This is a genomic window from Bacillus sp. AR13-1 (assembly GCF_008042285.1).
Classification (GTDB): domain Bacteria; phylum Bacillota; class Bacilli; order Bacillales; family Bacillaceae_G; genus Bacillus_A; species Bacillus_A mycoides.
This window is the reverse complement of sequence record NZ_QNUA01000055.1, coordinates 24,073-48,437: the sequence shown is the minus strand read 5'-3', so window position 1 is coordinate 48,437 and position 24,365 is coordinate 24,073. Positions and strand designations below refer to the sequence as shown.

Below are 24,365 nucleotides of genomic sequence, written 5' to 3'. Positions count from 1 at the left end.
AAAAATAAAAATTGACGTTTACGTTGTTTGTTTCGTTCAGTTTTCAAAGAACTACTTAGTCGCTCATTTGCGACTTCCTTATGTTAACATCTTCATTTTTCGATGTCAACTAAGTTTTTCAATTTCTTTTTTGTCGTTTCTGCGTTTCCGCATCAGCGACGGTTATTAATATATCATGTGGAAAAATGAAATGCAATAGTTTTTCTAATAAAATTTTTAACTTAGTAAAAAAGCATAAAAACAGCACCTTTCTTCTATATAAGTATAGTTTTTTAATCTGGCATCCATTTAACGAGTAATAATCTCGCTTTCCTTTTAATAGAAGGTTTCTCTCCCCTCAAATAAAGAAATAAAAAAAGCTTTGGAGAAATCTCCAAAGCTTAGTCTTGTTTATGGCGCATAGCCGGGAATAATAGTACGTCACGAATAGATGGTGCGTTTGTTAATAACATAACAAGACGATCAATACCGATTCCTAACCCTCCCGTAGGAGGCATACCGTACTCAAGAGCTTCGATATAATCATCATCCATCATGTGAGCTTCGTCATTACCTTGCTCGCGCTCTTTTAGTTGAGCTTCAAAACGTTCTTTTTGATCGATTGGATCATTTAACTCAGTGAATGCATTTGCATGTTCACGTGCAACGATAAATAACTCGAAACGATCTGTGAATCGTGGATCTTCGTCATTCTTTTTCGCAAGTGGCGAAATTTCTACCGGATGACCGTAAATAAATGTTGGTTGGATTAATTTATCTTCTACTTTTTGTTCGAAGAACTCATTAATAATATGACCAACTTCCATTGTATTCTTAATTTCCACATTATGTTCTTTTGCAAGTTCACGCGCTTCTTCTACACTCATTGGATTCCAGAAATCTGCTCCAGAGTGTTGCTTAATTGCATCTACCATATGAAGACGTGTCCATTCTGGCTCTAGATTAATTTCATAATCACCATATTGGATTGTCGTTGTACCCAATACTTTTTTCGCGATATGAGCAACCATATTTTCTGTTAGTTTCATAATATCATTATAATCAGCGTACGCTTCATATAATTCAATCATCGTAAACTCAGGGTTATGACGAGTTGATACACCCTCATTACGGAATACACGGCCGATCTCATAAACCTTTTCTAATCCACCCACAATAAGACGTTTTAAATGAAGTTCAATTGCGATACGCATATATAATTCCATATCTAACGCATTATGGTGTGTAGTGAAAGGACGAGCAGATGCTCCACCTGCAATCGCGTGCATCATAGGCGTTTCTACTTCAAGATAACCGTTGTCATCTAAATATCTTCTCATTTCACGAATGATTTTACTACGGGTAACGAACGTTTCACGGCTTTCCATACTTGTAATTAAGTCCAAGTAACGTTGACGATAGCGTTGTTCAACATCTTTTAATCCATGGTATTTATCCGGTAATGGACGAAGGGATTTCGTTAAAAGTGTAAATCCTATTGCTTTTACTGAAAGTTCTCCAACGTTTGTTTTGAACACTTTACCTTCAATACCTACTAAGTCACCTAAATCTGCTGTCGTAAATAATTCGTACTCTTCATCTCCAACAGTATCTTTACGAACATAAATTTGAACTTGCCCCTGTAAATCTTGAATATGCGCAAATCCCGCTTTTCCTTTACCGCGTTTTGTCATAATACGACCAGCGATAGAAACAGTGATTTCTTTCTCTTCTAATTCTTCTTTAGAGAATTCTCCATATAGACTTACTAAGTCAGTTGTTGAATTTGTGCGTTCAAATCGTTTACCGAACGGATCGATTCCTTGCTCACGTAAATTATGTAGCTTTTCACGACGAACAAGCAATTGGTCGTTTAATTCTTCGTGGTTCATGTTATCCATGATATTAATATCACTCCAGCTCTATTAATTTTTACAATATATACAGTATAGCATTTTCTACTCAACTAGAAAAACTGCCAGCAACTAACTGGCAGTTCTTCTTTCTTTCACGTAATTATAGGAAGTGTATAGAAGAATGTCAATCTCCTATGCCCCCTTATTAACCAACATAAATTGTTTGTTGTTTCGCTTCTACTTCTTCTACAAATGCACCTAATACATTCGCAAGGTCCTCACGTGTGTCGCAAGTATTGATACCATTACGCACACTCGCATTACCACGAACACCTTTTAAATACCAAGCTGCATGCTTTCTCATCTCTCTTACGGCAACATTTTCGTTCTTTAAATCGATAAGACGATCTAGATGCAACATACATACATCAATTTTCTCACGCACTGTTGGTTCCGGCATTAACTCACCTGTCTCTAAATACTTTACCGTACGATAAATCATCCACGGATCTCCAAGAGCAGCGCGACCAATCATAACACCATCTACACCAATTTCATCAAGCATACGCTTTGCATCTTGTGGTGTTTCGACATCACCATTTCCGATAACCGGAATATTTACAGCCTGCTTTACTTGTTTAATAATATTCCAATCCGCTTTACCTTCATACATTTGCACTCGTGTACGCCCATGAACCGCTATCGCTTGTCCACCAGCACGCTCAACAGCTCTAGCATTTTCTATTGCGAAAATATGTTCTTCATCCCAACCAATACGCATTTTAACTGTAACTGGCTTTTCAACAGCATCTACAACCGCCGCTACCATCTCATATATTTTATTTGGGTCTAAAAGCCACTTTGCTCCTGCATCACACTTAGTGATTTTCGGTACTGGGCACCCCATATTAATATCAATAATGTCTGCTGTCGTATATTTATCTACGTATTTCGCAGCATCTACAAGAGTTTCTTTCTCTCCACCAAAAATTTGTAAACTTAATGGCTTTTCTCTCTCATCGATATATAACATATCTAATGTTCTTTTGTTATTAAGTAATATTGCCTTATCACTTACCATTTCAGCACAAACTAAACCTGCACCAAATTCTTTTACCGTCAAACGGAATGCAGAGTTACACACTCCCGCCATCGGTGCTAGTACAACTGGATTTTTCATCTCAATATTTGCAATCTTTAACACCCGACTTACTCCTTCCTTTACGGTCACTTTGGCATCAATTCGTCTATTGAAACGTTTAATGTTTTAGCGACTTCTACTACAAAATCTTGGGAAGGTGATCTATTGCCCCTTTCAACTTCACCTAAAACCGATACAGATACCCCTAATTCTTTCGCAAAACCTTCTTGCGTATAGCCTTTTAGCTTTCGAAAAGCACGAATGCGTCTTCCCCATTTTTCTGCTTCCATACCGTTACTCCCTCTCGCCTTTTCATTTCTTCTACTTGTGAACGTGAAATGTCTTGTTTTATATCTTGATTGATTTCTAACAACGGAACGATAACAAAAGCTCTTTCGAACATCCGCGGATGCGGAACAATAAGATTCTCTGCTTCAATATTTTCTTGATTATATAGTAAAATGTCAAGGTCGATGGTCCTCGGGCCCCATCTAATTTCCCTTTTTCTTCCTAGGTCATTCTCTACCTTTTGTGTTACTTTCAATAATTCTTGCGGTGATAAATTGGTAGAAATTTTTATAACTAAATTTAAAAAGCAATTTTGGTCAGTATAGCCAACCGGATCAGTTTCATATACAGACGAAACATCATCAACTTGGATATGCTGGTTTTTATTTAAAAACTGAATTGCTTCAGTTAAATAAGTATAACGCTCCCCAATATTGGAACCTAATGCAATGTACGCTATATTATTCATGGACGTTCTCTCGTAATTTCTACCGCTACAGCACGATAATGTCCCGGTATCGGCGGATCCGGTTTAATTACCTTAATTGTACACTGTGAAATACTCTCATATTGTTTCAATATATCTGTAGCGATATTTTCAGCAATACTCTCTACAAGCTTATACGTTCTATCTTCAACCACTTTTCTACATAGTTCGAAAAGCTCCCCGTAATTGACAGAATACTCTAAGTCGTCGCTTTCTCCTGCACGTTTTAAATCCAACTCCACCGTTAAATCCACTTTAAATCTCTGACCCAATTTATTTTCTTCTGGGAATACACCATGATAACCGTAAAACTCCATATCATGGATATAAATTTTATCCAATTACTTTGCCCCCTTACCAATCATCGCGTCCATCATCTTAGCCATACGCGCCATTTCTTTCAAATCATGAACACGGATAAACTCACAGCCCTTTTCAATACCAAGACAAACGGTAGCTCCCGTTCCTTCAAGACGTTCCTCCACTGGCAAATCTAACACATGGCCAATAAAGGACTTTCTTGAAGTACCTAAGAGAACTGGGTAACCCAGTACATTTAATTGTTCTAAATTGCGCATCGCTTCTAAATTTTGCTCAGGTGTTTTCGCAAAACCGATACCTGGGTCTAAAATAATATTCTCATCTCGCACACCAGCATCTTTAGCAATTTTAATACTTTCATACAAATCAGCAATCATATCGGCCATTAAATTGCGGTAATTCATATTATCTCGGTTATGCATTAAGATAATGGGCACATCATAATAGGCTGCAACTTCAGCAATCCTCGGTTCCGCCTTCGCTCCCCAAATATCATTAATAATATGAGCACCAGCTTCAATCGCTTGTTTCGCAACCTCAGCTTTATACGTATCAATAGAAATAGGTAGCTTTACTTCTTTTGACACTGCCTGAATCATTGGAACAACTCGCTTTATTTCCTCTTCTACTGAAACTTTAGCGAAACCCGGGCGGGTAGATTCGCCGCCAATATCAATAATATGGGCACCTTCACTTTTCATTTCTTTCGCATGTCGCACCGCAGCATCTACTTCGTTGTAACTCCCACCATCAGAAAATGAATCTGGCGTTACATTTAAAATCCCCATAATTAATGTCTTTTCATTTAAGTTCAATGTATATTCGCCGCAGCGCAAATCATAATCCCACTTCAAACTACACATCTCCTCTTCGCAATTCATTTCTGCTCCACAATTTCTCTCTCTGCACTCCATAAAGATCCATAAGTCTTTTTGTAACCACTCCCACTTTACCCGGGAAATCTTTCTCCTCTATACGATAAAGAGGGACAATCTCTTGAATAGAGTTCGTTACGAACACTTCATCCGCTGAAAGCAATTCATCTTTTGTAAAGAAACCTTCCTTTACTTCTATATCTAGCTCTTCAGCAGCCTTTATAATAAACGCACGAGTGATTCCGTTTAAAATCCCTGTTTCTAATGAAGGAGTATATAAAATATCTCCTTTAACAAAAAAGAGATTCGAAACAATACCCTCTGCAACATAACCTGTTTCGGTAAGAAAAATACCTTCCTTATTCACAACATTTCCAATTTCGCGTTTCCCTAAAATATTATTTAAATAATGATGGGACTTCAAGCGAAATGCACCCTCTGGTGTATTTCTCACTTGCTTTAAAATAACTCCTTCTTTTTCCACTACATTCCCTGGAGATGCTAAAGGTTTTATAAAAACAATAACAGACGGTTCTTCATATACTTCCGTTTGTAATCCTATTTCATCTATACCCGCCGATACATTTAAGCGCACATATGCATGCTTTAACCCATTCTTAACAAGTAGATTCTTTAAAATAAGCATCACTTCATCTTTTGTCATTGTCCATTTGATTTGCAATATATCGAGCGCATCCATTAAGCGTTCATAATGATCATCCAATAAAAAGGGATGACCATTATAAATACGAAATGTCTCAAAAACCCCAAGTCCATATAGGTAACCGTGGTCATAAGGAGAAATTTTCGCTTCACTCGCTTCTACATACGCGCCATTTACGTAAATTAACACGATGTCACACTTGGGCTATATTTGCGAATGAAATTCTGTAGCAACTCTTTCCCATGAGAAGTCATAATAGATTCCGGATGAAATTGTACCCCTTCAATCGGCAACGTTTTATGACGAAGCGCCATAATTTCACCTTCTTCAGTCCAAGATGTTATCTCTAAACAATTCGGTAACGTCTCTTTTTTAACGATAAGAGAGTGATAACGTGTCGCGGTAAATGGATTTGGGATATCAGAAAAAATCGTCTGCCCATCATGATGCATTAAAGATGTTTTTCCATGCATCAAACGCTCTGCCCTGACAACATCCCCTCCAAATACTTGCGCAATTGATTGATGTCCAAGACAGACCCCAAAAATCGGAAGCTTACCTGCAAAATATTTAATAACCTCCATACTGATTCCCGCCTCATTAGGACTACATGGACCTGGCGAAATCATTAAAAAATCTGGTTTCATATTCTCAATATCCGAAATAGTCACTTCATCATTACGCTTAACAACAAGCTCTTGTCCAAGTTCTCCAAGAAATTGCACTAAATTAAATGTAAAAGAATCATAATTATCAATCATTAATATCATTTCTCTCACCTAACCGTTTCTTCGCTACTTTCTTTTGCACGCCATAAAGCGATTGCTTTTTTTAACGACTCTTTATATTCATCTTTTGGATTTGAATCAATTACAATACCCGCTCCAGCTTGCACATGCGCTTGTCCATCTTTAGCAAGTAGTGTTCGGATTACAATATTCAATTCCGTATCTCCAGAATAACCAATCCAACCAATTGAACCCGTATAAATCCCTCGGCGAACAGGTTCTAATTCTTCAATGATTTCCATCGTACGTATTTTCGGGGCACCGGTAATTGTCCCACCAGGAAATACAGCCTTCACCAAATCGAAAGCATCTTTATCTACTTCCACCTCACCACGCACATTAGAAACAATATGCATAACGTGTGAGTATTTTTCAATTACCATAAATTCATCTACTTCAACAGTGCCATATTTACAAACCCGGCCCAAGTCATTTCGTTCTAAATCCACAAGCATTACATGCTCTGCTCTTTCCTTTTCATTTTCAATTAATTCTTTCGCTAATTCTTCATCCTCTTGCTCACTTGCTCCTCGAGAGCGCGTACCAGCAATCGGTCTTGTACTCACTTCTTTTCCTTGCTTTTTAATTAGCAATTCAGGCGAAGCACTAACAATTTGAAAATCTCCAAACTCCAAGTAACCCATATATGGAGATGGATTAATTTCACGAAGACTTGTATATATTTCTAGTGGATGTGTTTGTAATGTTCTTTCTTGTCTTGTCGACAAGTTTACTTGAAACACATCACCCGCTCCAATATATTCTTGAATACGTTCAACGGCCTTCATAAAGCCCTCTTCCGTAAAAGCGACTGCTTCATTTTTCTTTTCAGGAGATTCAAACGGCATAGTCACTTCGGGGGCTTCTTTCATCCAAAGACCCTTCCATTCATTTAATCGTTCTTCTGCCTCTTCACACTCATCTACATAATGCGTAATAATCCATAACACTCTCTCCTGTTGATCATACACAAACACGTCATCAAATAACAAAAAGAATATGTCAGGTATATTAATATCATCCTTCGCAAGAGAAGAAAGTTTTTCAATATAACGGATACAATCATAACTAAAGTATCCAATTGCCCCACCTTGAAAAGGTGGGTACTCCGGATTATAATCCGTTTTCCATTTCTCCATATACGCTTGCATTAAATCTAACGGATTCCCTCGCTTTATTGTTTCCTTACCACTTTCACTTATATGTAACGTCTCATTCTTACCCTGAATTACCGCTACTGGATCCAGCCCAACAATATTATAACGACCACCACGTCCACTTTCTAACAAAATATGTTGCGGCTTATCCTGAGAAAGAAATTTATATTGCTTAAAGAAATCTAACTGATATGGAATAGAAAGCGCTAAAGATTTTCTTCGTTGCATATCAACACCCCGTCTTCTGTTATCCCACCCTCTTAAGCCAATCAAATCAAACTACATAAAATTATTTATATAGAGAATGACTACACTTGAGGGCTAGTGAAAATAAATTAATTATACTACTTCTTATTTTACATGAAGTTTTCTAGTCATTCACTCTTTTCCTTTTTCCAATCAAAAAAGAAAAAGCATCCTTTTTTAAGGATGCTTTTCAAATCACATTCACTTATGACTCAAATTGATAAAGTGGTGTACTTAAATATCGTTCACCGTTACTTGGGATAATAACAAGTACCTTTTTCCCTTTACCTAATTTCTTCGCAACTTCTGTCGCTGCATAAACGACCGCTCCCGAAGAGATACCAACTAAAATACCTTCTTCTTTAGCCACTCTTCTCGCATATTCGAACGCTTGCTCCGTTTTCACTTGAATAATTTCATCATATACCTCTACATCCAATGTCTCCGGAACAAACCCCGCTCCAATTCCTTGGATCTTATGTGGTCCTGGCTTTCCACCAGATAATACTGGTGAATCCGCAGGTTCTACCGCGTAAATTTTGATATCTTTATAAGCCTCTTTCAGCACTTCACCGGCACCTGTAATTGTTCCACCTGTACCAATACCTGCGATAAAAGCATCTAATTGATCCCCCATCTGTTCAACAATTTCTGGACCTGTTGTTATACGATGGATTTCTGGATTCGCTTGATTTTGGAACTGTTGTGGTATAAAGTACCCATGTTCTTCTGCTAATTCAGTTGCCTTTCGAATTGCTCCGCCCATTCCTTCAGGTCCTGGAGTCAATACTAATTCAGCACCGTAAGCGCGTAATAAATTACGACGCTCAATACTCATTGTTTCTGGCATTACTAAAATTGCCTTATATCCTTTAGCAGCTGCTACCATCGCTAAGCCAATACCTGTGTTACCACTTGTCGGCTCAATGATTGTATCGCCCTCTTTTAATAATCCTTTATTTTCAGCATCTTCAATCATAGCTAACGCGATACGATCTTTAACACTGCTCCCCGGATTCATAAATTCTAATTTTAAATATACATCTGCGCTGTCTGATTCTACGATGCGGTTCAACTTAACGATCGGCGTTTTCCCGATTAATTCTGAAACTGATTGTGCCACTCGCATTCCTGTCACTCCTAACACCGAGTATTTTTATTGGTTTTATCTATATTTAGATTTTGTCAGAAAATTCCCTATTTGTCAATCTATTTGGGCGGCTGATTCTCCACCTAAACTTCTTTATTACAGCTTCTCAATTAGACTTGTAATATCTTCTTTAGCGAATTTATGTCGTTCATTACAGAAGTGACAGTGAACTTCCGTCTCTTCTTCTTCTGCACGAATTTGTTCTAACTCCGCTTTACCTAAACTAATTAGCACACTTTCAATACGCTCACGTGAACATGTACAATTAAATTGAACATCCATTGTTTCTAGCACTTTCACTTTATCTTCTCCAAGCACTTCATACAGTAATTCTTCTGGAGAAAGACCTTGTTCGATTAATTGTGATACTGGCGGGATTTGTTGAAGACGCTCTTCAATAAATGAAATTGTTTCTTCCTGCGCACCTGGCATAATTTGAAGAATGAATCCACCCGCCGCTAATACGCTATCATCTCCATTTACAAGAACACCAACACCTACAGAAGAAGGCGTCTGCTCAGAAACCGCGAAATAATATGTGAAATCTTCCCCTAGTTCTCCTGAAACAATGGGAGATTGACCAATAAACGGTTCACGCATACCGATATCTTTAATTACCGTTACAAATCCTTCTGTACCTACCGCTTGATATACACGTAATTTCCCTTGTTCCGTTCCTTCAAAATCAACATGCGGATTCGTTACATAACCACGTACATCCCCATTTGCATGAGCATCGACTAAGATAGGACCAATCGGGCCGTTACCCTCTACTTTAATCGTTAACTTCTGCTCGCCTTTTAACATAGCACCCATCATTGTACCCGCAGTTAAAGAACGACCAAGTGCCGCTGAAGCTGTTCTCCATGTATCATGACGCTTTTGCGCCTCACTTACTGTATTTGTTGTACGTACACTATAAGCACGAACCTCTCCATTAAACGCTAACGCTTTTACTAAATAATCTTTCATACTTATTTATTCACCCTTCTCATGTTGTAAATTTGCATTACGCTCATATAACATATACAAACCTTTTAACGTTAAAAACGGATCTACAATATCAATTACATTTGATTCTTCTGAAATTAATTTTGCTAATCCACCTGTTGCAATAACTTTCGGTTCTTGCTTAGCTTCTTCCTTCATACGCTTAACAATACCTTCCACTTGTCCAACGTATCCATAAAGAATACCTGATTGCATTGCACTTACTGTATTCTTCCCGATAACACTACCCGGTTTTGTAATTTCAATACGAGGAAGCTTTGCTGCCCTGCTATATAAAGCCTCTGCCGAAATCATAATTCCCGGCGTAATGACGCCACCCATATAATGCTTCTCTTCGTTAATATAACAATATGTAGTAGCCGTACCAAAATCAACAATAATAAGCGGACTTCCATATAAGTGGATTCCTGCTACTGCATTTACAATTCGGTCCGCGCCTACTTCACGTGGATTTTCATATTTAATATTCAAGCCAGTTTTTATCCCAGGCCCCACTACAAGCGGTTTAATTTTAAAATACTTTTCACACATACGCTCTAAAGCGAACATAATTGGCGGTACAACTGAAGACACAATAATACCTTTCACATCTTTAAAAGAAAGACCTTCATGCTCAAGTAACTGCTTTACAAGCATCCCATACTCATCTTCTGTTTTATGACGATCTGTTTCCATGCGCCAATGCTGACGAAGTTCCCCCTCTTCAAACACACCTAGTACCGCATTTGTGTTCCCTACATCCAATACAAAAATCATATTCTCACCACTTATCTTATTTAATCTATATTTGCGCAGTATGTATAAAACTTACAAAAACATCATATCACACATACTTATATAATCAGTTTTTCTATACTCATCATTGTACAAAAAGATTACTCTCTATTTCAATTTTTAATAATAGTTTCATTCAATTTTTTTTGCCACTTAAATTCATTCCACAAAAAAAGGAGTGACTATTGTCACTCCTTTTTTTCTTACTTATCTTCTGTATCTTCATCGTCTTTCTTCATATTGATGTTTACTTTCACATCATCTGAAGATGTTGGACGCTCAGGTAATCTGCCATAATCATATAAATGATTAATTTGCTCTGCATCTAATGTTTCTACTTCAAGTAACGTTTTTGCGATAATATCAAGCTTATCTCGTTTTTCAGTAAGAATTTGTTTCGCGCGAGCATAACAGTCTTTAATAATTATTTGCATTTCCACATCAATTTCATGCGCGATTGCATCACTGTAGTTTTGTTCTGAATGGAAGTCTCTTCCTAAGAATACCTGACCACCTTGTGAGCTACCAAATTGCATCGGTCCAAGCTTATCACTCATCCCGAATTCTGTAACCATACGTCTTGCAATACCAGTCGCACGTTGGAAGTCGTTGTGAGCACCTGTACTTGCTTCACCAAATACAATCTCCTCAGCTACTCGACCACCAAGTAAACCAGTGATTTTATCAAGTAACTCTGGTTTTGTCATGAAGTAACGATCTTCCTTCGGAAGCATTACCGCATATCCACCAGCTTGACCACGAGGGACAATTGTTACTTTATGAACGATATCTGCTTCATCAAGAACAACACCAATTACAGTATGGCCAGCCTCATGGAATGCAACGATATTACGTTCTTTTTCAGAGATAACGCGACTTTTCTTAGCTGGACCTGCAATAACACGATCCGTCGCTTCATCGATGTCACTCATATCAATTTTCTTCTTATCTTGACGCGCAGCTACTAAAGCAGCTTCGTTTAATAAGTTTTCAAGATCGGCACCAGAGAATCCTGGTGTACGAGTTGCAATTGCTCTTAAGTTGACATTCTCATCAAGCGGTTTATTACGAGCGTGTACCTTAAGTACAGCTTCACGACCATTTACATCTGGACGATCTACTGTAATTTGACGGTCAAAACGACCTGGACGTAATAACGCTGGATCAAGAATATCAGGACGGTTTGTCGCAGCGATGATAATAATACCTTCGTTTGCACCGAATCCATCCATTTCAACAAGCAATTGGTTCAACGTTTGTTCACGCTCATCATGACCACCGCCAAGACCCGCGCCACGTTGACGTCCTACTGCATCAATTTCATCAATGAAAATGATACAAGGAGCATTTTTCTTTGCATTTTCAAATAAATCACGTACACGGGATGCACCGACACCGACGAACATCTCTACGAAGTCAGAACCACTAATAGAGAAGAACGGAACGCCTGCTTCACCTGCAACAGCACGTGCTAGTAAAGTTTTACCTGTACCTGGAGGTCCCACTAATAGAACACCCTTCGGAATACGGGCACCAACTTCAGCGAACTTACGAGGGTCTTTCAAGAATTCAACTACCTCAACAAGTTCTTGTTTCTCTTCATCCGCTCCAGCAACATCTCTGAAACGAATTTTTTTCTTTTCATCATTGTATAGCTTCGCCTTACTTTTCCCGAAGTTCATAACACGACTACCGCCGCCCTGAGCTTGGTTTAATAAGAAGAAGAATAAAATGAAGATAATGACAAACGGAATGATAGAAGTAAAGAACGTTACCCAAGCACTTGTTTCTTCTGCTGGTTGATACTTAACTTCAGCCCCTTGCGCTTTATCATTAATTTTCTTTTGTAATTCCTCAGTATTTGGTGCATAAGTAACAAATTGTTCTCCTTGGCTAGAAGTCTTGAATTGTCCCTTTACCTCAAACACACCATTTTTCGGTTGAAGCTGCACATTACGCACTTCACCTTTTTCAAGTTGAGTAATGAATTTATCGTAGCTAACTGATGTCGTTTTTTGCGTCGAACCATTAAAATAGCTCACGATTCCAATTACTACTAAGAATATCAGTAAATAAAAGATGGTATTACGGAAGATACGATTCATTCCTAACCTCCTCTCACGGCATAAACACTATAGTAAATCGTAACATAAAAAAAATTTCCTATACAATTGTAACGCCTATATTTAATTAATTTGAGTAAACACTTGGTTTTAATACTCCTACATAAGGAAGATTACGGTACTGCTCTTTATAATCTAATCCATATCCTACAACAAATTCATGAGGAACAGTAAATCCAACATAATCTGCTTTCAGATCAACCTTACGGCCTGTTGGCTTATCTAATAAAGTAACAATTTTTACAGATTTCGCTTTACGATATTTAAACAGATCCACTAAATAGCTTAGTGTAAGACCGCTATCAATAATATCTTCAACGATTAAAATATCGCGACCTTCTACCGAAGTATCAAGATCTTTTAAGATTTTTACTTCGCCTGTCGAAACTGTAGAGTGACCGTAGCTAGATACAGCCATAAAATCCATTTCAAGATATGTATCTGTTCTCTTTAATAAATCTGCCATAAATGGCATTGCACCCTTTAGTACACCAATCGCAAGAGGTACTGTATTTTTGTAATCCTCTGCAATAACTGCACCTAGTTCGCGCACCTTTTCTTGTATTTGTTCTTCAGAAATTAATACTTTTTCGATATCTTGATTCATCATTTCATTATCCTCCCGGAAGACTCCTTGCTTTTGTAGTGAATAATCATGTATTTACCCTTCTTTGCTAGCTCTTTCGAAGTAGCAAACGCAGATCGTTTCAACAAGGGTACCCAAATAATATTTCCACTTGCGTCACAAACGATCGGCCATTCTTCTCTTTTTTCTTTTGGTACTTTCGCTTCGATAAAAACAGCTTTTATCTTTTTTGTACCATCCATACCTTGCATTGACATGCGATCTCCATTTTCCCTAGACCGAATACGAAGTGGATACGATATATCATTATACTTAGCAACAAATACTGTTTCATTCATGTTACTCGGTATATCTTCGCTCACCTCTGTTACAAGTTTATCCCCATTCGGCAATATAATTGTCCCAGGTACTGATAAATCTTGCGAAAAAGGAGAAACAATTTCTTGTTTAAATCCAAAACCACATTCTTCGTATGTGCGAACAATTTTCAAACCACCTGGAAAATCTAGTGAACCTGAAGGTTGTGCCCGCTTAAAAAATTCAATCACCTTGTCAATATGTATAGAAGAAAGCGAAGATGGAATCTTATATTCATAAAGATAGTTTAATATTAGTTGAATCCCTCTTCTTTGTAAAGGCATAGACATGGATTCAAAGGCAGGAATTGATAAGCTAATTTGTTTATCGCTTTTTTTTGTAATTACTTTATTCATTTTCTCAAAAGCTAATTCCTGCAAATAAGCCTCATCCTCTTGCATCTGCACGCTAAATTTTTGGAATTTCTCATGCATTTGTGGATTTTCTTCTTTCAAATAAGGAAGGACATATTTACGTAATCGATTCCTTGTATATACTTCTTTTTTATTACTCGGATCTATACGCGGAATAACTTTTAATTTATTACAGTAATCAACAATTTCTTCCTTAGTTACCCCAAGTAACGGCCTAATTAAATATCCATTATGAAAAGATCGCTTCACTGCAATGCCTGCGTATCCTTTCGGAGTACTCCCTCGTACAAGGCGCATTAAAATCGTCTCTACTTGATCATCTCCATGGTGACCAAGAGCTACATATCTCGCATCATATTTCTTCATTATTCTTTCCAAAAATGCATATCTGCATTCTCTAGCTGCAACTTGTGCATTCATTCCATATTGCTGTTGATATTGCGACACATTAATCCTTAGCGTTTCACAAATAACTCCTAGCTCTTTGCAAAGAACCTGTACAAACTGTAAATCCTCATAAGATTCATTACCTCTAAACATATGGTCCACATGTGCTACTACAATTTCTAGCTGTTTTTCTGCCCTTTTTTCTAACAAATAATATAAAAGAGCCAAAGAGTCAGGACCACCAGAAACCCCTACAACAATTGTTGAATGTTTCTTTAATACATCATGCTGCTTTACAAAGTCATCTACTTTTTCAACAAATGCATCTTTCAACTTCGCAATCACCTTTCATTAAACAAGAACAACAACATTAGTTACCTTGTATATAATGGTACAACTTTTACAAACATTGTGCAAAAAAAAGATGTACAAAATCCATATTTTTATCTTACATCCCTCCTGTATATTTAACAAAGTAATCACATTACCTTTTTAATCAAAAAAACCTAGGCATCTACCTAGGTTTTTTGATTATTTTATTGCGCCTGCATTCCTACTATTGGAATCGTAGCCCACTTCGGCATATTTTTCTTTACTTTCGCCACCACAATAGTCATATCATCATTTATATAACCATCACCAGAGCGAATTACTTCTTCCATAATAATATCAGCGATTTCCTGTGGGTCCTCTGTTTGTAGTTCTTTAATTTTACGTTTTATCCATAATTCGTGATTCTCCACATGTTGCGCTCCCTCAAAGATGCCGTCACTCATCATGATAAGAAGATCACCCGTTTTTAATTGCTCACCAACCACATCAACTTCAACATCTTCAATGATTCCCATCGGCAAATTACTTGCCTCAATTTTCAAAATATTATTTCCGCGTTTAACAAAACTCGGCGTCGATCCAATCTTTAAAAACTTCGCACTCGCATCCCGCAAATCTACCATAGCCAAGTCAAGCGTTGTATACATCTCCTCTGTCGTCCTTAAAGAAAGAATCGAATTGATGGACTTAATCGCTATTTCTTCATCAATACCTGATTGAAGTATCTTTTGTAATAATTTTACCGTTTCCCTACTCTCCATATGAGCCCTTTGTCCATTTCCCATACCATCACTAATCGCAAGTGCATATTTACCAACGCTCAAATCCATCATCGCGTAGGAATCACCTGAAACAAACCCACCACCTTTTGCAGCTGTGGCCAATCCTGTATCAAGAGAATATGTCTTCGCTGAACCAAATGATATTAAACTGTGCCCATTTGGATATGAGGATTTCTCTTCATGCTTAACGACGATATTCTCTTTTAAAATATCTGAAAGCATTGGAGCAACCAACTTCTCACATTCCCCATGTTCATTAGATGCAGCCGGAATCAACATTTCAATATCAATACTTCCTCTATCTAAACAATAAATATCAACATGCTCCACTTCGACACCAAAATCACGAAACGCTTGTAAAATTTGCTCCTCCTGCGCTTGATGGTTCTCTCTTTCTCGTTGTATCTCCTTAGCGAAATCCTCCATCACTTTTGATACACCTAGTAATTGCTCCGCTACAATTCTACGATTTTCCTTCATTTGTTTTCTTAATTTCTGCCCCTCATAGAAGTGATCTAATTCACCCGCTACTAAATCCGTTACTTTCTTCCCTCTCACACAATGCTTGTCCCATTCACGAACTAACTTCCGATTATGCTGCAGCGTTCCTTCTTCTGTTTCACTCATTATTTGTTTCATATAATCGTATGTTTTATCAAAATTAACTACCCAACATTGATCCTTCTTAAAGCATGTTTGACATGTTTTTGCAGTAATTGTACTTAAAAATAAATCAGCTTCTGTTTCTTTATCTTCCTCCTCCACATACCCGTATACAGAAAAGCTATTAGACAAAGCAGCAAATACATTAGCAAATTGATTGATTTTGTTTGCTGTAACATCGCGCACTCTTCTTAAATATTGTTGTTGATCCTGTGAATGTTCCTGTGTACCCGGCATAAATTTAGCAATACGATCCATAACAAGCTTCGGTGTTAATAAGAAGAAAACAATCGCTACACCAGATTCAATTAAAGTTGTTACAATACTTGTTTGCTTGTCTACATATAATGTAATTAAGCTTGTACCAATTAATAAACCTAAACTAACTCCTATACGCTTCCCTTCTTTTAACAATCCCCCAAGCAATCCTGAAAAGGCAAGGAGACTAAGTTGAGACAAGCTCGCCACATTTGCTAAACTTAATATTAACCCAGTGACAACTCCTACCGTGGACCCTGTAGCTGCCCCTGCAATAAAGGCAAATACTAATACTAAATATCTAGTGAAAATATGTTGAATAGAAGCATCATAAACAAACCAATCCGTTGTGCCCGTTAAAACAGATGCTAGTAATATAATTAAACAAACAATTTCTTCTGTTTCTAACGCTTGTTGCTTCCCTTTCCTTTCCACTAAAAGCGGAACACTTTGTAAAAATATCATCGTTAATACGAAGCTAAGCCCCGCTTCGATCGTACTGACGAGCAGATCATACATGGTGACGGTTTGCTGTGCAAAATATACAACAACTAAATGTGCGGTTAATGCGGAGATAAATACTTGGAATGGTACAAGTCCAACAGTTTTACGTGTAAACCGACTAAAGAAGATATTATAAATAAAGAAGGTAAAGATAGATGCAAAAGTAAAAAATAAATTATCTATTGAAACTGAAAGTGCTCCCCCCATTAGGGCTAAGAACGCGAGCGGCATTTTATCTCGCTTCATAACATAAACAGCAGCAAAAAACGGCAATGCAAACGGTAAAATGTTTGTTAATATATATGCTCGTCCCAAAAGAAAACCAATAACAGCAATAATGAATCCCCATCTAAAGAAAACTTTTTCAAACTTCATTCGCAACTTACTCGTCCACTTTATTGTTCCAAGCTGACTTTCATTCATCGCCAATGCACTTGTATTCATAGTATTCCTTCCTGCTTTAGGCATATTTTTAACACCACCTGCATAGTTTAATTACTGTTATTATAAAAGATGATTATTGGTTTTTTTGTCAAAACAACAGTTTTGACTTTTATAATCGTTCGACTTTTTATTCGAAATAAATCTACATATATACATAGTATTTAATTTATTTAAAGCGAGTTGAAAGAATGTTCAGAAAATATAGGGTGATTTTGTAGAAGTATTGTACGTCTTAATTTATATTTAACAAAAAAAGACCATGCAAATTTGCATGATCTTTTTAGATGACCCGTACGGGATTCGAACCCGTGTTACCGCCGTGAAAGGGCGGTGTCTTAACCACTTGACCAACGGGCCGTTAAATTAAATATAGCGGCGGAGGGGATCGAACCCCCGACCTCACGGGTATGAACCGTACGCTCTAGCCAGCTGAGCTACACCGCCATGTCGTCGTATTTAACGGACAATTAGTATATTACATCAGATATATTTTAAAGTCAATACATCTCAAAAACTTTTTTAAAAATATATTCTCTCACATAAAAAAGTACCCGAGTAATTACTCTGGGTACCTCTCTATATGTTAAGAATTAAACGGACTTATTATCCGCGACGTGCGCCACGGCCACCACGTTTAGATTCTGTGTTACGCTTTAAAGAAGTTAAACGATCTTCACTATCTTTTAAAAAGCGTGCCATCTTTTGCTCAAATGTTTCTTTTGGAGCTCGTTCGTTACCGCCACCGCGGTTATCTCTGTTGGAAGAACGATTATTACGTTGTGGACGTCCAGAACGTTGTTGATCACCACCACGTTGGTATTCACCGCGTGGACGATCTCCTTCTGTTTTTTCACGTTCTTTCGCTTTCTTAATAGATAGGCCAATTTTGCCATCTTTTTCAACATTGATAACCTTTACTTCTACTTGGTCGCCTACTTTTAAGTGATCGTTAATATCTTTCACATAATTATCAGCAACTTCACTAATATGAACAAGACCTGTTAAGCCTTCTGGCAGCTCCACAAAAGCCCCAAAATTTGTAATACCTGTTACTTTACCCTGTAACTTGCTGCCTACCTCGATTGACATAAAAAAAATGCTCCTCCTTAGTGGTTAAAAAGTCAAATTTTACTTTATTATATATAATCCTAAAATACAGTGTCAATAAGACATACTCTACTTAGAAACAGGAAAAATTATCTCCCCTTTTCCGGAGAAGAAATAATCCCTTCTAGCAATCTTTAAAACGTACTCTTCATCATTCAACTTTTGAACTTCATCTTTTAGATTCTTTTCTTTTTTCGTTAATGAATCCAGTTCTTTTTTCATGTCCTTAACTTTTGCTTCTTTTGCTTTAATGGAACTGTTTTGTTGATAAAACGTCACACTAATACTAGCAATAATTGTAAAAGCAAAGACAAGAAAAACCGCTAAACGGCGATAAAGTCGCTTCCTGTTCTCATCCGTTTGTATTATATGTTCTTTAACAGGATTTGGACTCTGTTTGTCGATTGTTCTTTGTCTCAGTTCCCTCATTTCCGAGGTCCCCCTAACTTCTTTTTTATACGCACCCATAATTGGAAGATATGTCCCTTCAATTTTGCTACATATTGCAGGAACCCTACATGCTTCATTATAAAAAGTTTAACACGATTAGGGAGAAGTTTCCATATGAGCGAAGCAATAAACCGAACAGGCGAGAAAAAAACTTTCCATATGAAAAGTAATATCCAAATCACCATTTTCCATAACACATGTCCAATTGAAAGCAGTATACGAAATAAGAATAATATAAATGCAATAAATAGCTGTGCTATAATAATAACAGGTTTTATCATGAGTAGCTGTATAATTCGAACAAAAAATTGTGTTGTTTGTACAAAAATATAGATGAGAAAATTTAACATCTTCATGTATAGTGCTTTCAATAAGCTTTGATATGCTGCAAAACCACATAGTAACGCCAAAAATACATATATACGTAGTTCGGCTTCATTTACACGCAGTAATACATAAAAAACGAATAATGCTTGGACAATCCAAAATAGTATATCATGTATAAATACAAGCCAACGTTTACGCTCTTGGCGCTTTAAAAACCGTTGGTATGTATCTAAAGAAGCACCAATCCAAGCACCCATTCCAATCATCGAAAGCATTGTATACAACTGAATTGTTAGGCTCATTTAAACAGCTTACTAAAGAAGCCTTTAGTTTTCTCCCCTTGGTTCTCATCAATATACAGCATTTCATGAACTTTCCCTTTAATTGATACAATACCCTTTTCTACATCTAAATTCTTCATTTGCAAATTTTGACCACGAATTGTTAAAAAACCCATTACAGTCTCGAGTAAAAACTCTTCGCTATCAAAACTCTCTACCTGCTTTACACCGGTAATATCAATTACACGCCTGCCACGCATAATAATATCATGCTCTACCGAAACATTTTGTTGATTAGAAGACATAGGTGAGTAACCATTATTCACGAAAATCCCCCCATAGCTTTATACTAGCTAATAGTAATGTATGAAGGGCTAACCTATTTTAGAACAAGCCTTCTTCCGCTTTCACCTTTTCCTCACGAACGAGACTATACATGTTTGCTGCTTCTTCTTTTTTAGTTGTTTCTTTCAATTCATTTACTTTCACAGTTACTATTTTTTGCCCGAAACGAATTGTTAATTCATCCTCTACCTTCACATCTGAACTCGCTTTTGCCACTTGGCCATTAATCGAAATTCTTCCTTGGTCAGACACTTCTTTTGCTAATGTTCTTCTTTTAATTAAACGTGATACTTTCAAAAATTTATCTAGACGCATATCAAATCCCCCTATTAACGCTCTGTTTGTTTTGCCTCTTCCCATAAAATATCTAACTGTTCTAATGATAAATCTTGCATTTCCTTATTCATTTCAGCTACTTTTGCTTCCATGTATAAAAAGCGATCCATAAATTTCTCATTAGTTGAACGTAACGCTTCTTCTGGATCTAATTTATAATGACGAGCTATATTCACAAATGCAAATAGTAAATCACCAAATTCACCTAGCATCTTTTTCTCATCCATGTTTACAACTTCTTGTTGGAATTCTTGCCATTCTTCTAAGGCCTTCTCTATCATCGGCTGCACATCAACCCAATCAAATCCAACCTTTCCAGCTTTCTTCTGAATTTCATAAGCACGCATTAGTTGTGGCAAGCTTTTTGGAATACCCGCTAAAACAGATTCTTTCACGAATCCCTTTTCTTGTTTTTTAATTTCTTCCCAATTTGCAATCACTTCATCAGCATTATTTACATCCGTATCCCCAAACACATGCGGATGACGACGAACCATTTTCTCAGCTAAAGTCCGAATAATATCATCTATAGAGAACCAACCTTCATCCTCTCCAATTTGGGCATGAAGCATAACTTGTAATAATATATCACCTAGTTCTTCTACTAAATGATCATCATCCTCTTCATCAATTGCTTCTAGCACTTCATACGCTTCTTCAATTAAGTATTTCTTTAAAGATTGATGAGTTTGCTTTTTATCCCATGGGCAACCATTCGGTCCACGAAGATCAGCAATAATTGCTCTAAGCACATCAAATTGCTGATATAAGGACGCACGTTCCTTAACTGGCGGTACATACACACTCGTTAAATTATTTAATTCTGTTTCGTGATCTAACATGTATAACGATACCTTTTTCACTTGCTCGAATGAAGTCCCTGCAGCTGTTACGATATACACTTCGTAATCATCTGGCAAAATCTCCATTAACGTTAGCTTCACATCTGAAGCAACGAATGCATCATACACCTGGCAAAAGATTAAATGTTGACGTAATTCTAATTGTCCTCTTTCAAATGATGTAGCATCAATTAATTGGAACCCTTCAATCGGATCAATTTTTAGACTTGCGAACATCGGATCAAGGAAACTTTGTCCACCTTCAATTCGCACTTCAATATTTGCTGCTTCTCCTTTTTCCAAAAGTAGCTGAACTGTTCTTTCTGCTACAAGCGGATGACCTGGAACAGCATAAATAATTTCTGCGCCTTTAGCTTGTTCTAGCAATGTATTCGCAATTGTTTCATATACGATTTCAAATGTATCATGTGCCTCATATACATTATCAAAGGCCGTATACTTTATAGCTTCTTTCTCCAATTCTTCTATAACTGGGTGCTCCTTCGTTCTAACAAACATATGGTCTGCTTCTTTTATCTTTCGATATACACCCATTGTTAACTGATCTAACTCACCAGCACCTAATCCTAAAATAGTAATGATTCCACTCACAACCAGTCACCTCTATCCACTCTTCTTCAATGAACCTTCTTTTTTCTCTTGTTTCATAACGTTTCCTAATTCTTCTTTTGTAAATACACGTAATTTTAAAATTAAAAACATATATGCTAATCCACCGATAGCTACACCTAACAGCGCTTCAAGCGTCGCAATTCCTCTATGTCCTGTATCAATTACTAATCCGGACATTCGTAACATACGCATAAAGATTATTAATACAAACCCCATACCGATACCACTAATAGCTACACCTAACATATTCCGCCTATCAATAAGCGGCTCCGATACAGCTCGCATAAGTAACACACTATTTAGCAAGGCAATTACAATAAGCGCAACTAAAGTTGCAATTGCAGCTCCCTTTACACCAAAATACGGCATTAATATATAGTTTAAAACTAACTTCAAACAACCTCCAAATACAACGAATATTGCTGGTTTTAATGTTTGTCCCACTCCTTGCAAAATGGAAGCAGTTGTAATTGACAATGAACTAAATAAAATAGATAAAGATAAAATCGATAACACATCTGATCCATCACTATTTTCAAACAACATAATATTTGTAGGTTGAATAATACAAGTTAATCCAATAGCAGCTGCAGATCCAATAACAAATGTTATTTTCATTGCTAACTTTACCTTTTCTTGAATAAATGAAAGATCTCCTCTTTCTTTCGCCGCTGTAATAATAGGAATAAGTGACAATGAGAAAGAAGTTGTCACAACAGTACCTAATTGCATAAGCGGGATACTTCTATCATAAACACCTTTTAGTACCTTTGCATTTTCAACTTGCTCTCCCGCACGAATAAGCAAAGTATACAAGGAAATAGAATCCGCCATTTGTATAAAAATAAGGACTAAATTACTAACACAAATCGCTAATCCCTGCCAAAAAAGGATTCGAACAATTCCTTTTTTATTTCTAATTCCCTTCCATCTTTTGAAGAAAATAGCATGGAAATCATGACGCATATAAAGTAAAAGTACGATAATCCCAATAAGCCCGCCTGCAATTGAACCTAGCATGGCACCCGCACCAACTGTATATAAATCAAATCCATGAGCAATAAGGAATAGTGATAAAAATACAATAATAGAAACACGAATCGTTTGTTCAATTACTTGCGAAACAGCCGTCGGCATCATATTATTGAAACCTTGAAAATATCCTCTCGCTACAGATAAAAATGGCATTAGTAGGAATGAAAACGAAATAACACGTAATAATTTATTTAAATGTATATCGCCCATAGCCGATGCAATTGTTTCGGCCCCAAAGAATAATGTGAAAAACCCTATAAATCCAATTCCTAATAAAAACCAAAAAGATACACAAATAATTTCTTCTGCTTCTTTTTGTTTTCCTCGTTCTAATCTTTCTGCGACCATTTTTGAAATAATAATGGGAAACCCATAAGTAGCTAAAATCAAACAAAATCCATACAACGGATAAATTTGTTGGTAAATATAAAAACCAACATCACCCGCTATATTTTGATATGGAATACGGTAAAAAGCGCTTAATACCTTCGTAACAAAACTTGCGATTGTTAATATAATAGCCCCACGCCAAAAGGCTTGGTACTTCTTCGCTTCCATACAAGAAAACTCCTTTTTCTATTCTCACCCCTCGTATTATATCACAAAGAAAAACTGGCTCTCCTTCATATTCCTTACATTCACTGACTTCTTTCAACAGCAAAAATATTCAATGAAAAAAGGTAGCAAAGCGCTACCTTCGTTCAATATACTTATATCTCCAAATAGTTAATTTCTCAAATAGAAATATCATAATTAGGAAAGATTGCTACTTATAGAAATTACACTTCGCTACTGCTCCATTTGTTTCGCTAAAAAGCTTGCAGCTGTATTTACTGATTTATGCTCTACTTCACTTATAATAGCCTCTTTAGAGAAGATAACGACAGCTCCGATTGGATCTCCATTTGCAATAATCGAGCCAATTGTATAAGAGCTCACTTTTTCTGTTACTCCATCAATAATTGAAATTTCGCTTTCATCTGTCATAATTACAGACTTACGCTCTTCCATTGTCTTCTCAATTAAATCGCCAACACTTTTATTTAAGTATTCTTTTTTAGATGCGCCTGCTACTGCGATAATAGAATCACGATCGCATACAAGCACATTATGTCCTAAGCTATCGTATAAAGCTTCCGTATATTCCTTTGCAAAATTACCTAGTTCACTAATTGGAGAATATTTTTTCAAAATCACTTCTCCATCGCGATCAACAAATATTTCTAGTGGATCTCCCTCACGAATACGTAAAGTTCTACGAATTTCCTTCGGAATTACTACCCTGCCTAAATCATCAATTCGACGTACGATTCCAGTTGCTTTCATTCTAATGCTGCCTCACTTTCTACTGATGATCAAAGTGGTGAATTTACCTGTTCATGTAAAAATCACCAACTATTAAACATAGTATTTTACACATTAGTTCTTCTATGCACGTCGAATTGTATTTTTTATCTTATA

The 24,365-nt window shown here is 36.8% G+C and carries 24 protein-coding genes and 2 tRNA genes; all 26 read right to left on the bottom strand.

The features are described from left to right. Nucleotides 1-380: 380 nt before the first annotated feature. Nucleotides 381-1,880, bottom strand: a complete 1,500-nt coding sequence (gene lysS, locus DN408_RS29175) for a lysine--tRNA ligase (protein WP_002009709.1) — start codon at nucleotides 1,878-1,880, stop codon at nucleotides 381-383. Nucleotides 1,881-2,040: 160 nt separating this feature from the next. Then, nucleotides 2,041-3,039, bottom strand: a complete 999-nt coding sequence (gene dusB, locus DN408_RS29170) for a tRNA dihydrouridine synthase DusB (RefSeq protein WP_002009708.1) — start codon at nucleotides 3,037-3,039, stop codon at nucleotides 2,041-2,043. 23 nt (nucleotides 3,040-3,062) lie between these two features. Beyond that, nucleotides 3,063-3,266 (bottom strand): helix-turn-helix domain-containing protein, encoded by a 204-nt coding sequence (locus tag DN408_RS29165; RefSeq protein ID WP_002009706.1) that lies wholly within the window; start codon nucleotides 3,264-3,266, stop codon nucleotides 3,063-3,065. After that, entirely contained in the window at nucleotides 3,218-3,733 is a 516-nt protein-coding gene (folK, locus tag DN408_RS29160; protein ID WP_002124564.1) for a 2-amino-4-hydroxy-6-hydroxymethyldihydropteridine diphosphokinase, read from the bottom strand. The genes DN408_RS29165 and folK overlap by 49 nt, the downstream gene beginning before the upstream one ends. Further along, a complete protein-coding gene (gene folB, locus DN408_RS29155) occupies nucleotides 3,730-4,092 on the bottom strand; it encodes a dihydroneopterin aldolase (RefSeq protein WP_002130228.1) in 363 nt (120 codons plus the stop codon). The genes folK and folB overlap by 4 nt, the downstream gene beginning before the upstream one ends. After that, entirely contained in the window at nucleotides 4,093-4,953 is an 861-nt protein-coding gene (gene folP, locus DN408_RS29150) for a dihydropteroate synthase (protein ID WP_078178527.1), read from the bottom strand. Next, complete coding sequence (pabC, locus tag DN408_RS29145) at nucleotides 4,928-5,800, bottom strand: aminodeoxychorismate lyase (protein WP_016119042.1); 873 nt, start codon at nucleotides 5,798-5,800, stop codon at nucleotides 4,928-4,930. The genes folP and pabC overlap by 26 nt, the downstream gene beginning before the upstream one ends. Further along, complete coding sequence (gene pabA / locus DN408_RS29140; protein ID WP_002130225.1) at nucleotides 5,794-6,381, bottom strand: aminodeoxychorismate/anthranilate synthase component II; 588 nt, start codon at nucleotides 6,379-6,381, stop codon at nucleotides 5,794-5,796. The genes pabC and pabA overlap by 7 nt, the downstream gene beginning before the upstream one ends. A 5-nt stretch (nucleotides 6,382-6,386) precedes the next feature. After that, the gene (trpE, locus tag DN408_RS29135) at nucleotides 6,387-7,784 is read right to left on the bottom strand and encodes an anthranilate synthase component I (RefSeq protein ID WP_147740499.1); all 1,398 of its coding nucleotides are present in this window, start codon (nucleotides 7,782-7,784) and stop codon (nucleotides 6,387-6,389) included. A 223-nt stretch (nucleotides 7,785-8,007) separates the two neighbouring features. Continuing rightward, nucleotides 8,008-8,931 (bottom strand): cysteine synthase A, encoded by a 924-nt coding sequence (cysK, locus tag DN408_RS29130; RefSeq protein WP_002130221.1) that lies wholly within the window; start codon nucleotides 8,929-8,931, stop codon nucleotides 8,008-8,010. A 117-nt stretch (nucleotides 8,932-9,048) separates the two neighbouring features. Further along, the gene (hslO, locus tag DN408_RS29125) at nucleotides 9,049-9,924 is read right to left on the bottom strand and encodes a redox-regulated molecular chaperone HslO (protein ID WP_002009693.1); all 876 of its coding nucleotides are present in this window, start codon (nucleotides 9,922-9,924) and stop codon (nucleotides 9,049-9,051) included. Nucleotides 9,925-9,930: 6 nt separating this feature from the next. Next, nucleotides 9,931-10,719 (bottom strand): type III pantothenate kinase, encoded by a 789-nt coding sequence (locus DN408_RS29120; RefSeq protein WP_147740498.1) that lies wholly within the window; start codon nucleotides 10,717-10,719, stop codon nucleotides 9,931-9,933. A 221-nt stretch (nucleotides 10,720-10,940) separates the two neighbouring features. After that, the gene (gene ftsH / locus DN408_RS29115) at nucleotides 10,941-12,842 is read right to left on the bottom strand and encodes an ATP-dependent zinc metalloprotease FtsH (RefSeq protein WP_002091565.1); all 1,902 of its coding nucleotides are present in this window, start codon (nucleotides 12,840-12,842) and stop codon (nucleotides 10,941-10,943) included. An 85-nt stretch (nucleotides 12,843-12,927) separates the two neighbouring features. Then, on the bottom strand, nucleotides 12,928-13,470 hold the full coding sequence (hpt, locus tag DN408_RS29110) for a hypoxanthine phosphoribosyltransferase (protein ID WP_000981846.1): 543 nt from the start codon (nucleotides 13,468-13,470) through the stop codon (nucleotides 12,928-12,930). Further along, nucleotides 13,467-14,897 (bottom strand): tRNA lysidine(34) synthetase TilS, encoded by a 1,431-nt coding sequence (gene tilS / locus DN408_RS29105; protein WP_016119038.1) that lies wholly within the window; start codon nucleotides 14,895-14,897, stop codon nucleotides 13,467-13,469. The genes hpt and tilS overlap by 4 nt, the downstream gene beginning before the upstream one ends. 203 nt (nucleotides 14,898-15,100) lie before the next feature. Beyond that, the gene (gene spoIIE / locus DN408_RS29100) at nucleotides 15,101-17,572 is read right to left on the bottom strand and encodes a stage II sporulation protein E (protein WP_078178524.1); all 2,472 of its coding nucleotides are present in this window, start codon (nucleotides 17,570-17,572) and stop codon (nucleotides 15,101-15,103) included. Nucleotides 17,573-17,833: 261 nt separating this feature from the next. Beyond that, nucleotides 17,834-17,905 (bottom strand) — tRNA-Glu (locus DN408_RS29095). A gap of 13 nt (nucleotides 17,906-17,918) precedes the next feature. Then, nucleotides 17,919-17,992, bottom strand: a tRNA-Met gene (locus DN408_RS29090). A 159-nt stretch (nucleotides 17,993-18,151) separates the two neighbouring features. Continuing rightward, a complete protein-coding gene (locus DN408_RS29085) occupies nucleotides 18,152-18,637 on the bottom strand; it encodes a S1 domain-containing RNA-binding protein (protein WP_002009683.1) in 486 nt (161 codons plus the stop codon). A gap of 87 nt (nucleotides 18,638-18,724) precedes the next feature. Continuing rightward, the gene (gene divIC / locus DN408_RS29080; RefSeq protein WP_002091572.1) at nucleotides 18,725-19,084 is read right to left on the bottom strand and encodes a cell division protein DivIC; all 360 of its coding nucleotides are present in this window, start codon (nucleotides 19,082-19,084) and stop codon (nucleotides 18,725-18,727) included. Continuing rightward, entirely contained in the window at nucleotides 19,081-19,734 is a 654-nt protein-coding gene (gene yabQ, locus DN408_RS29075) for a spore cortex biosynthesis protein YabQ (RefSeq protein WP_002091573.1), read from the bottom strand. Before yabQ ends, divIC begins: the two co-directional genes overlap by 4 nt. Next, nucleotides 19,731-20,018 carry a sporulation protein YabP gene (yabP, locus tag DN408_RS29070; protein WP_003186823.1) on the bottom strand — a complete coding sequence of 96 codons (288 nt, stop codon included), beginning with the start codon at nucleotides 20,016-20,018 and terminating at the stop codon, nucleotides 19,731-19,733. Before yabP ends, yabQ begins: the two co-directional genes overlap by 4 nt. A gap of 79 nt (nucleotides 20,019-20,097) precedes the next feature. After that, nucleotides 20,098-20,373, bottom strand: a complete 276-nt coding sequence (locus tag DN408_RS29065) for an RNA-binding S4 domain-containing protein (RefSeq protein ID WP_070140508.1) — start codon at nucleotides 20,371-20,373, stop codon at nucleotides 20,098-20,100. A 14-nt stretch (nucleotides 20,374-20,387) separates the two neighbouring features. Then, the gene (yabN, locus tag DN408_RS29060; protein WP_002009675.1) at nucleotides 20,388-21,848 is read right to left on the bottom strand and encodes a bifunctional methyltransferase/pyrophosphohydrolase YabN; all 1,461 of its coding nucleotides are present in this window, start codon (nucleotides 21,846-21,848) and stop codon (nucleotides 20,388-20,390) included. A 12-nt stretch (nucleotides 21,849-21,860) separates the two neighbouring features. Further along, nucleotides 21,861-23,462, bottom strand: a complete 1,602-nt coding sequence (locus tag DN408_RS29055; RefSeq protein ID WP_078178523.1) for a putative polysaccharide biosynthesis protein — start codon at nucleotides 23,460-23,462, stop codon at nucleotides 21,861-21,863. A gap of 231 nt (nucleotides 23,463-23,693) precedes the next feature. Continuing rightward, nucleotides 23,694-24,230 (bottom strand): stage V sporulation protein T, encoded by a 537-nt coding sequence (gene spoVT / locus DN408_RS29050; protein WP_002009670.1) that lies wholly within the window; start codon nucleotides 24,228-24,230, stop codon nucleotides 23,694-23,696. Nucleotides 24,231-24,365 lie beyond the last annotated feature (135 nt).

What these genes read in the sequence shown, in the direction of transcription:
- lysS (WP_002009709.1), bottom strand. Translation starts at nt 1,880, where the DNA reads ATGGATAACATGAACCACGAAGAATTAAACGACCAATTGCTTGTTCGT.
- DN408_RS29165 (WP_002009706.1), bottom strand. Translation starts at nt 3,266, where the DNA reads ATGGAAGCAGAAAAATGGGGAAGACGCATTCGTGCTTTTCGAAAGCTA.
- folK (WP_002124564.1), bottom strand. Translation starts at nt 3,733, where the DNA reads ATGAATAATATAGCGTACATTGCATTAGGTTCCAATATTGGGGAGCGT.
- folP (WP_078178527.1), bottom strand. Translation starts at nt 4,953, where the DNA reads ATGAATTGCGAAGAGGAGATGTGTAGTTTGAAGTGGGATTATGATTTG.
- pabA (WP_002130225.1), bottom strand. Translation starts at nt 6,381, where the DNA reads ATGATATTAATGATTGATAATTATGATTCTTTTACATTTAATTTAGTG.
- trpE (WP_147740499.1), bottom strand. Translation starts at nt 7,784, where the DNA reads ATGCAACGAAGAAAATCTTTAGCGCTTTCTATTCCATATCAGTTAGAT.
- cysK (WP_002130221.1), bottom strand. Translation starts at nt 8,931, where the DNA reads ATGCGAGTGGCACAATCAGTTTCAGAATTAATCGGGAAAACGCCGATC.
- hslO (WP_002009693.1), bottom strand. Translation starts at nt 9,924, where the DNA reads ATGAAAGATTATTTAGTAAAAGCGTTAGCGTTTAATGGAGAGGTTCGT.
- DN408_RS29120 (WP_147740498.1), bottom strand. Translation starts at nt 10,719, where the DNA reads ATGATTTTTGTATTGGATGTAGGGAACACAAATGCGGTACTAGGTGTG.
- ftsH (WP_002091565.1), bottom strand. Translation starts at nt 12,842, where the DNA reads ATGAATCGTATCTTCCGTAATACCATCTTTTATTTACTGATATTCTTA.
- hpt (WP_000981846.1), bottom strand. Translation starts at nt 13,470, where the DNA reads ATGATGAATCAAGATATCGAAAAAGTATTAATTTCTGAAGAACAAATA.
- spoIIE (WP_078178524.1), bottom strand. Translation starts at nt 17,572, where the DNA reads ATGCCTAAAGCAGGAAGGAATACTATGAATACAAGTGCATTGGCGATG.
- DN408_RS29085 (WP_002009683.1), bottom strand. Translation starts at nt 18,637, where the DNA reads ATGTCAATCGAGGTAGGCAGCAAGTTACAGGGTAAAGTAACAGGTATT.
- divIC (WP_002091572.1), bottom strand. Translation starts at nt 19,084, where the DNA reads ATGAGGGAACTGAGACAAAGAACAATCGACAAACAGAGTCCAAATCCT.
- yabQ (WP_002091573.1), bottom strand. Translation starts at nt 19,734, where the DNA reads ATGAGCCTAACAATTCAGTTGTATACAATGCTTTCGATGATTGGAATG.
- yabP (WP_003186823.1), bottom strand. Translation starts at nt 20,018, where the DNA reads ATGTCTTCTAATCAACAAAATGTTTCGGTAGAGCATGATATTATTATG.
- DN408_RS29065 (WP_070140508.1), bottom strand. Translation starts at nt 20,373, where the DNA reads ATGCGTCTAGATAAATTTTTGAAAGTATCACGTTTAATTAAAAGAAGA.
- DN408_RS29055 (WP_078178523.1), bottom strand. Translation starts at nt 23,462, where the DNA reads ATGGAAGCGAAGAAGTACCAAGCCTTTTGGCGTGGGGCTATTATATTA.
- spoVT (WP_002009670.1), bottom strand. Translation starts at nt 24,230, where the DNA reads ATGAAAGCAACTGGAATCGTACGTCGAATTGATGATTTAGGCAGGGTA.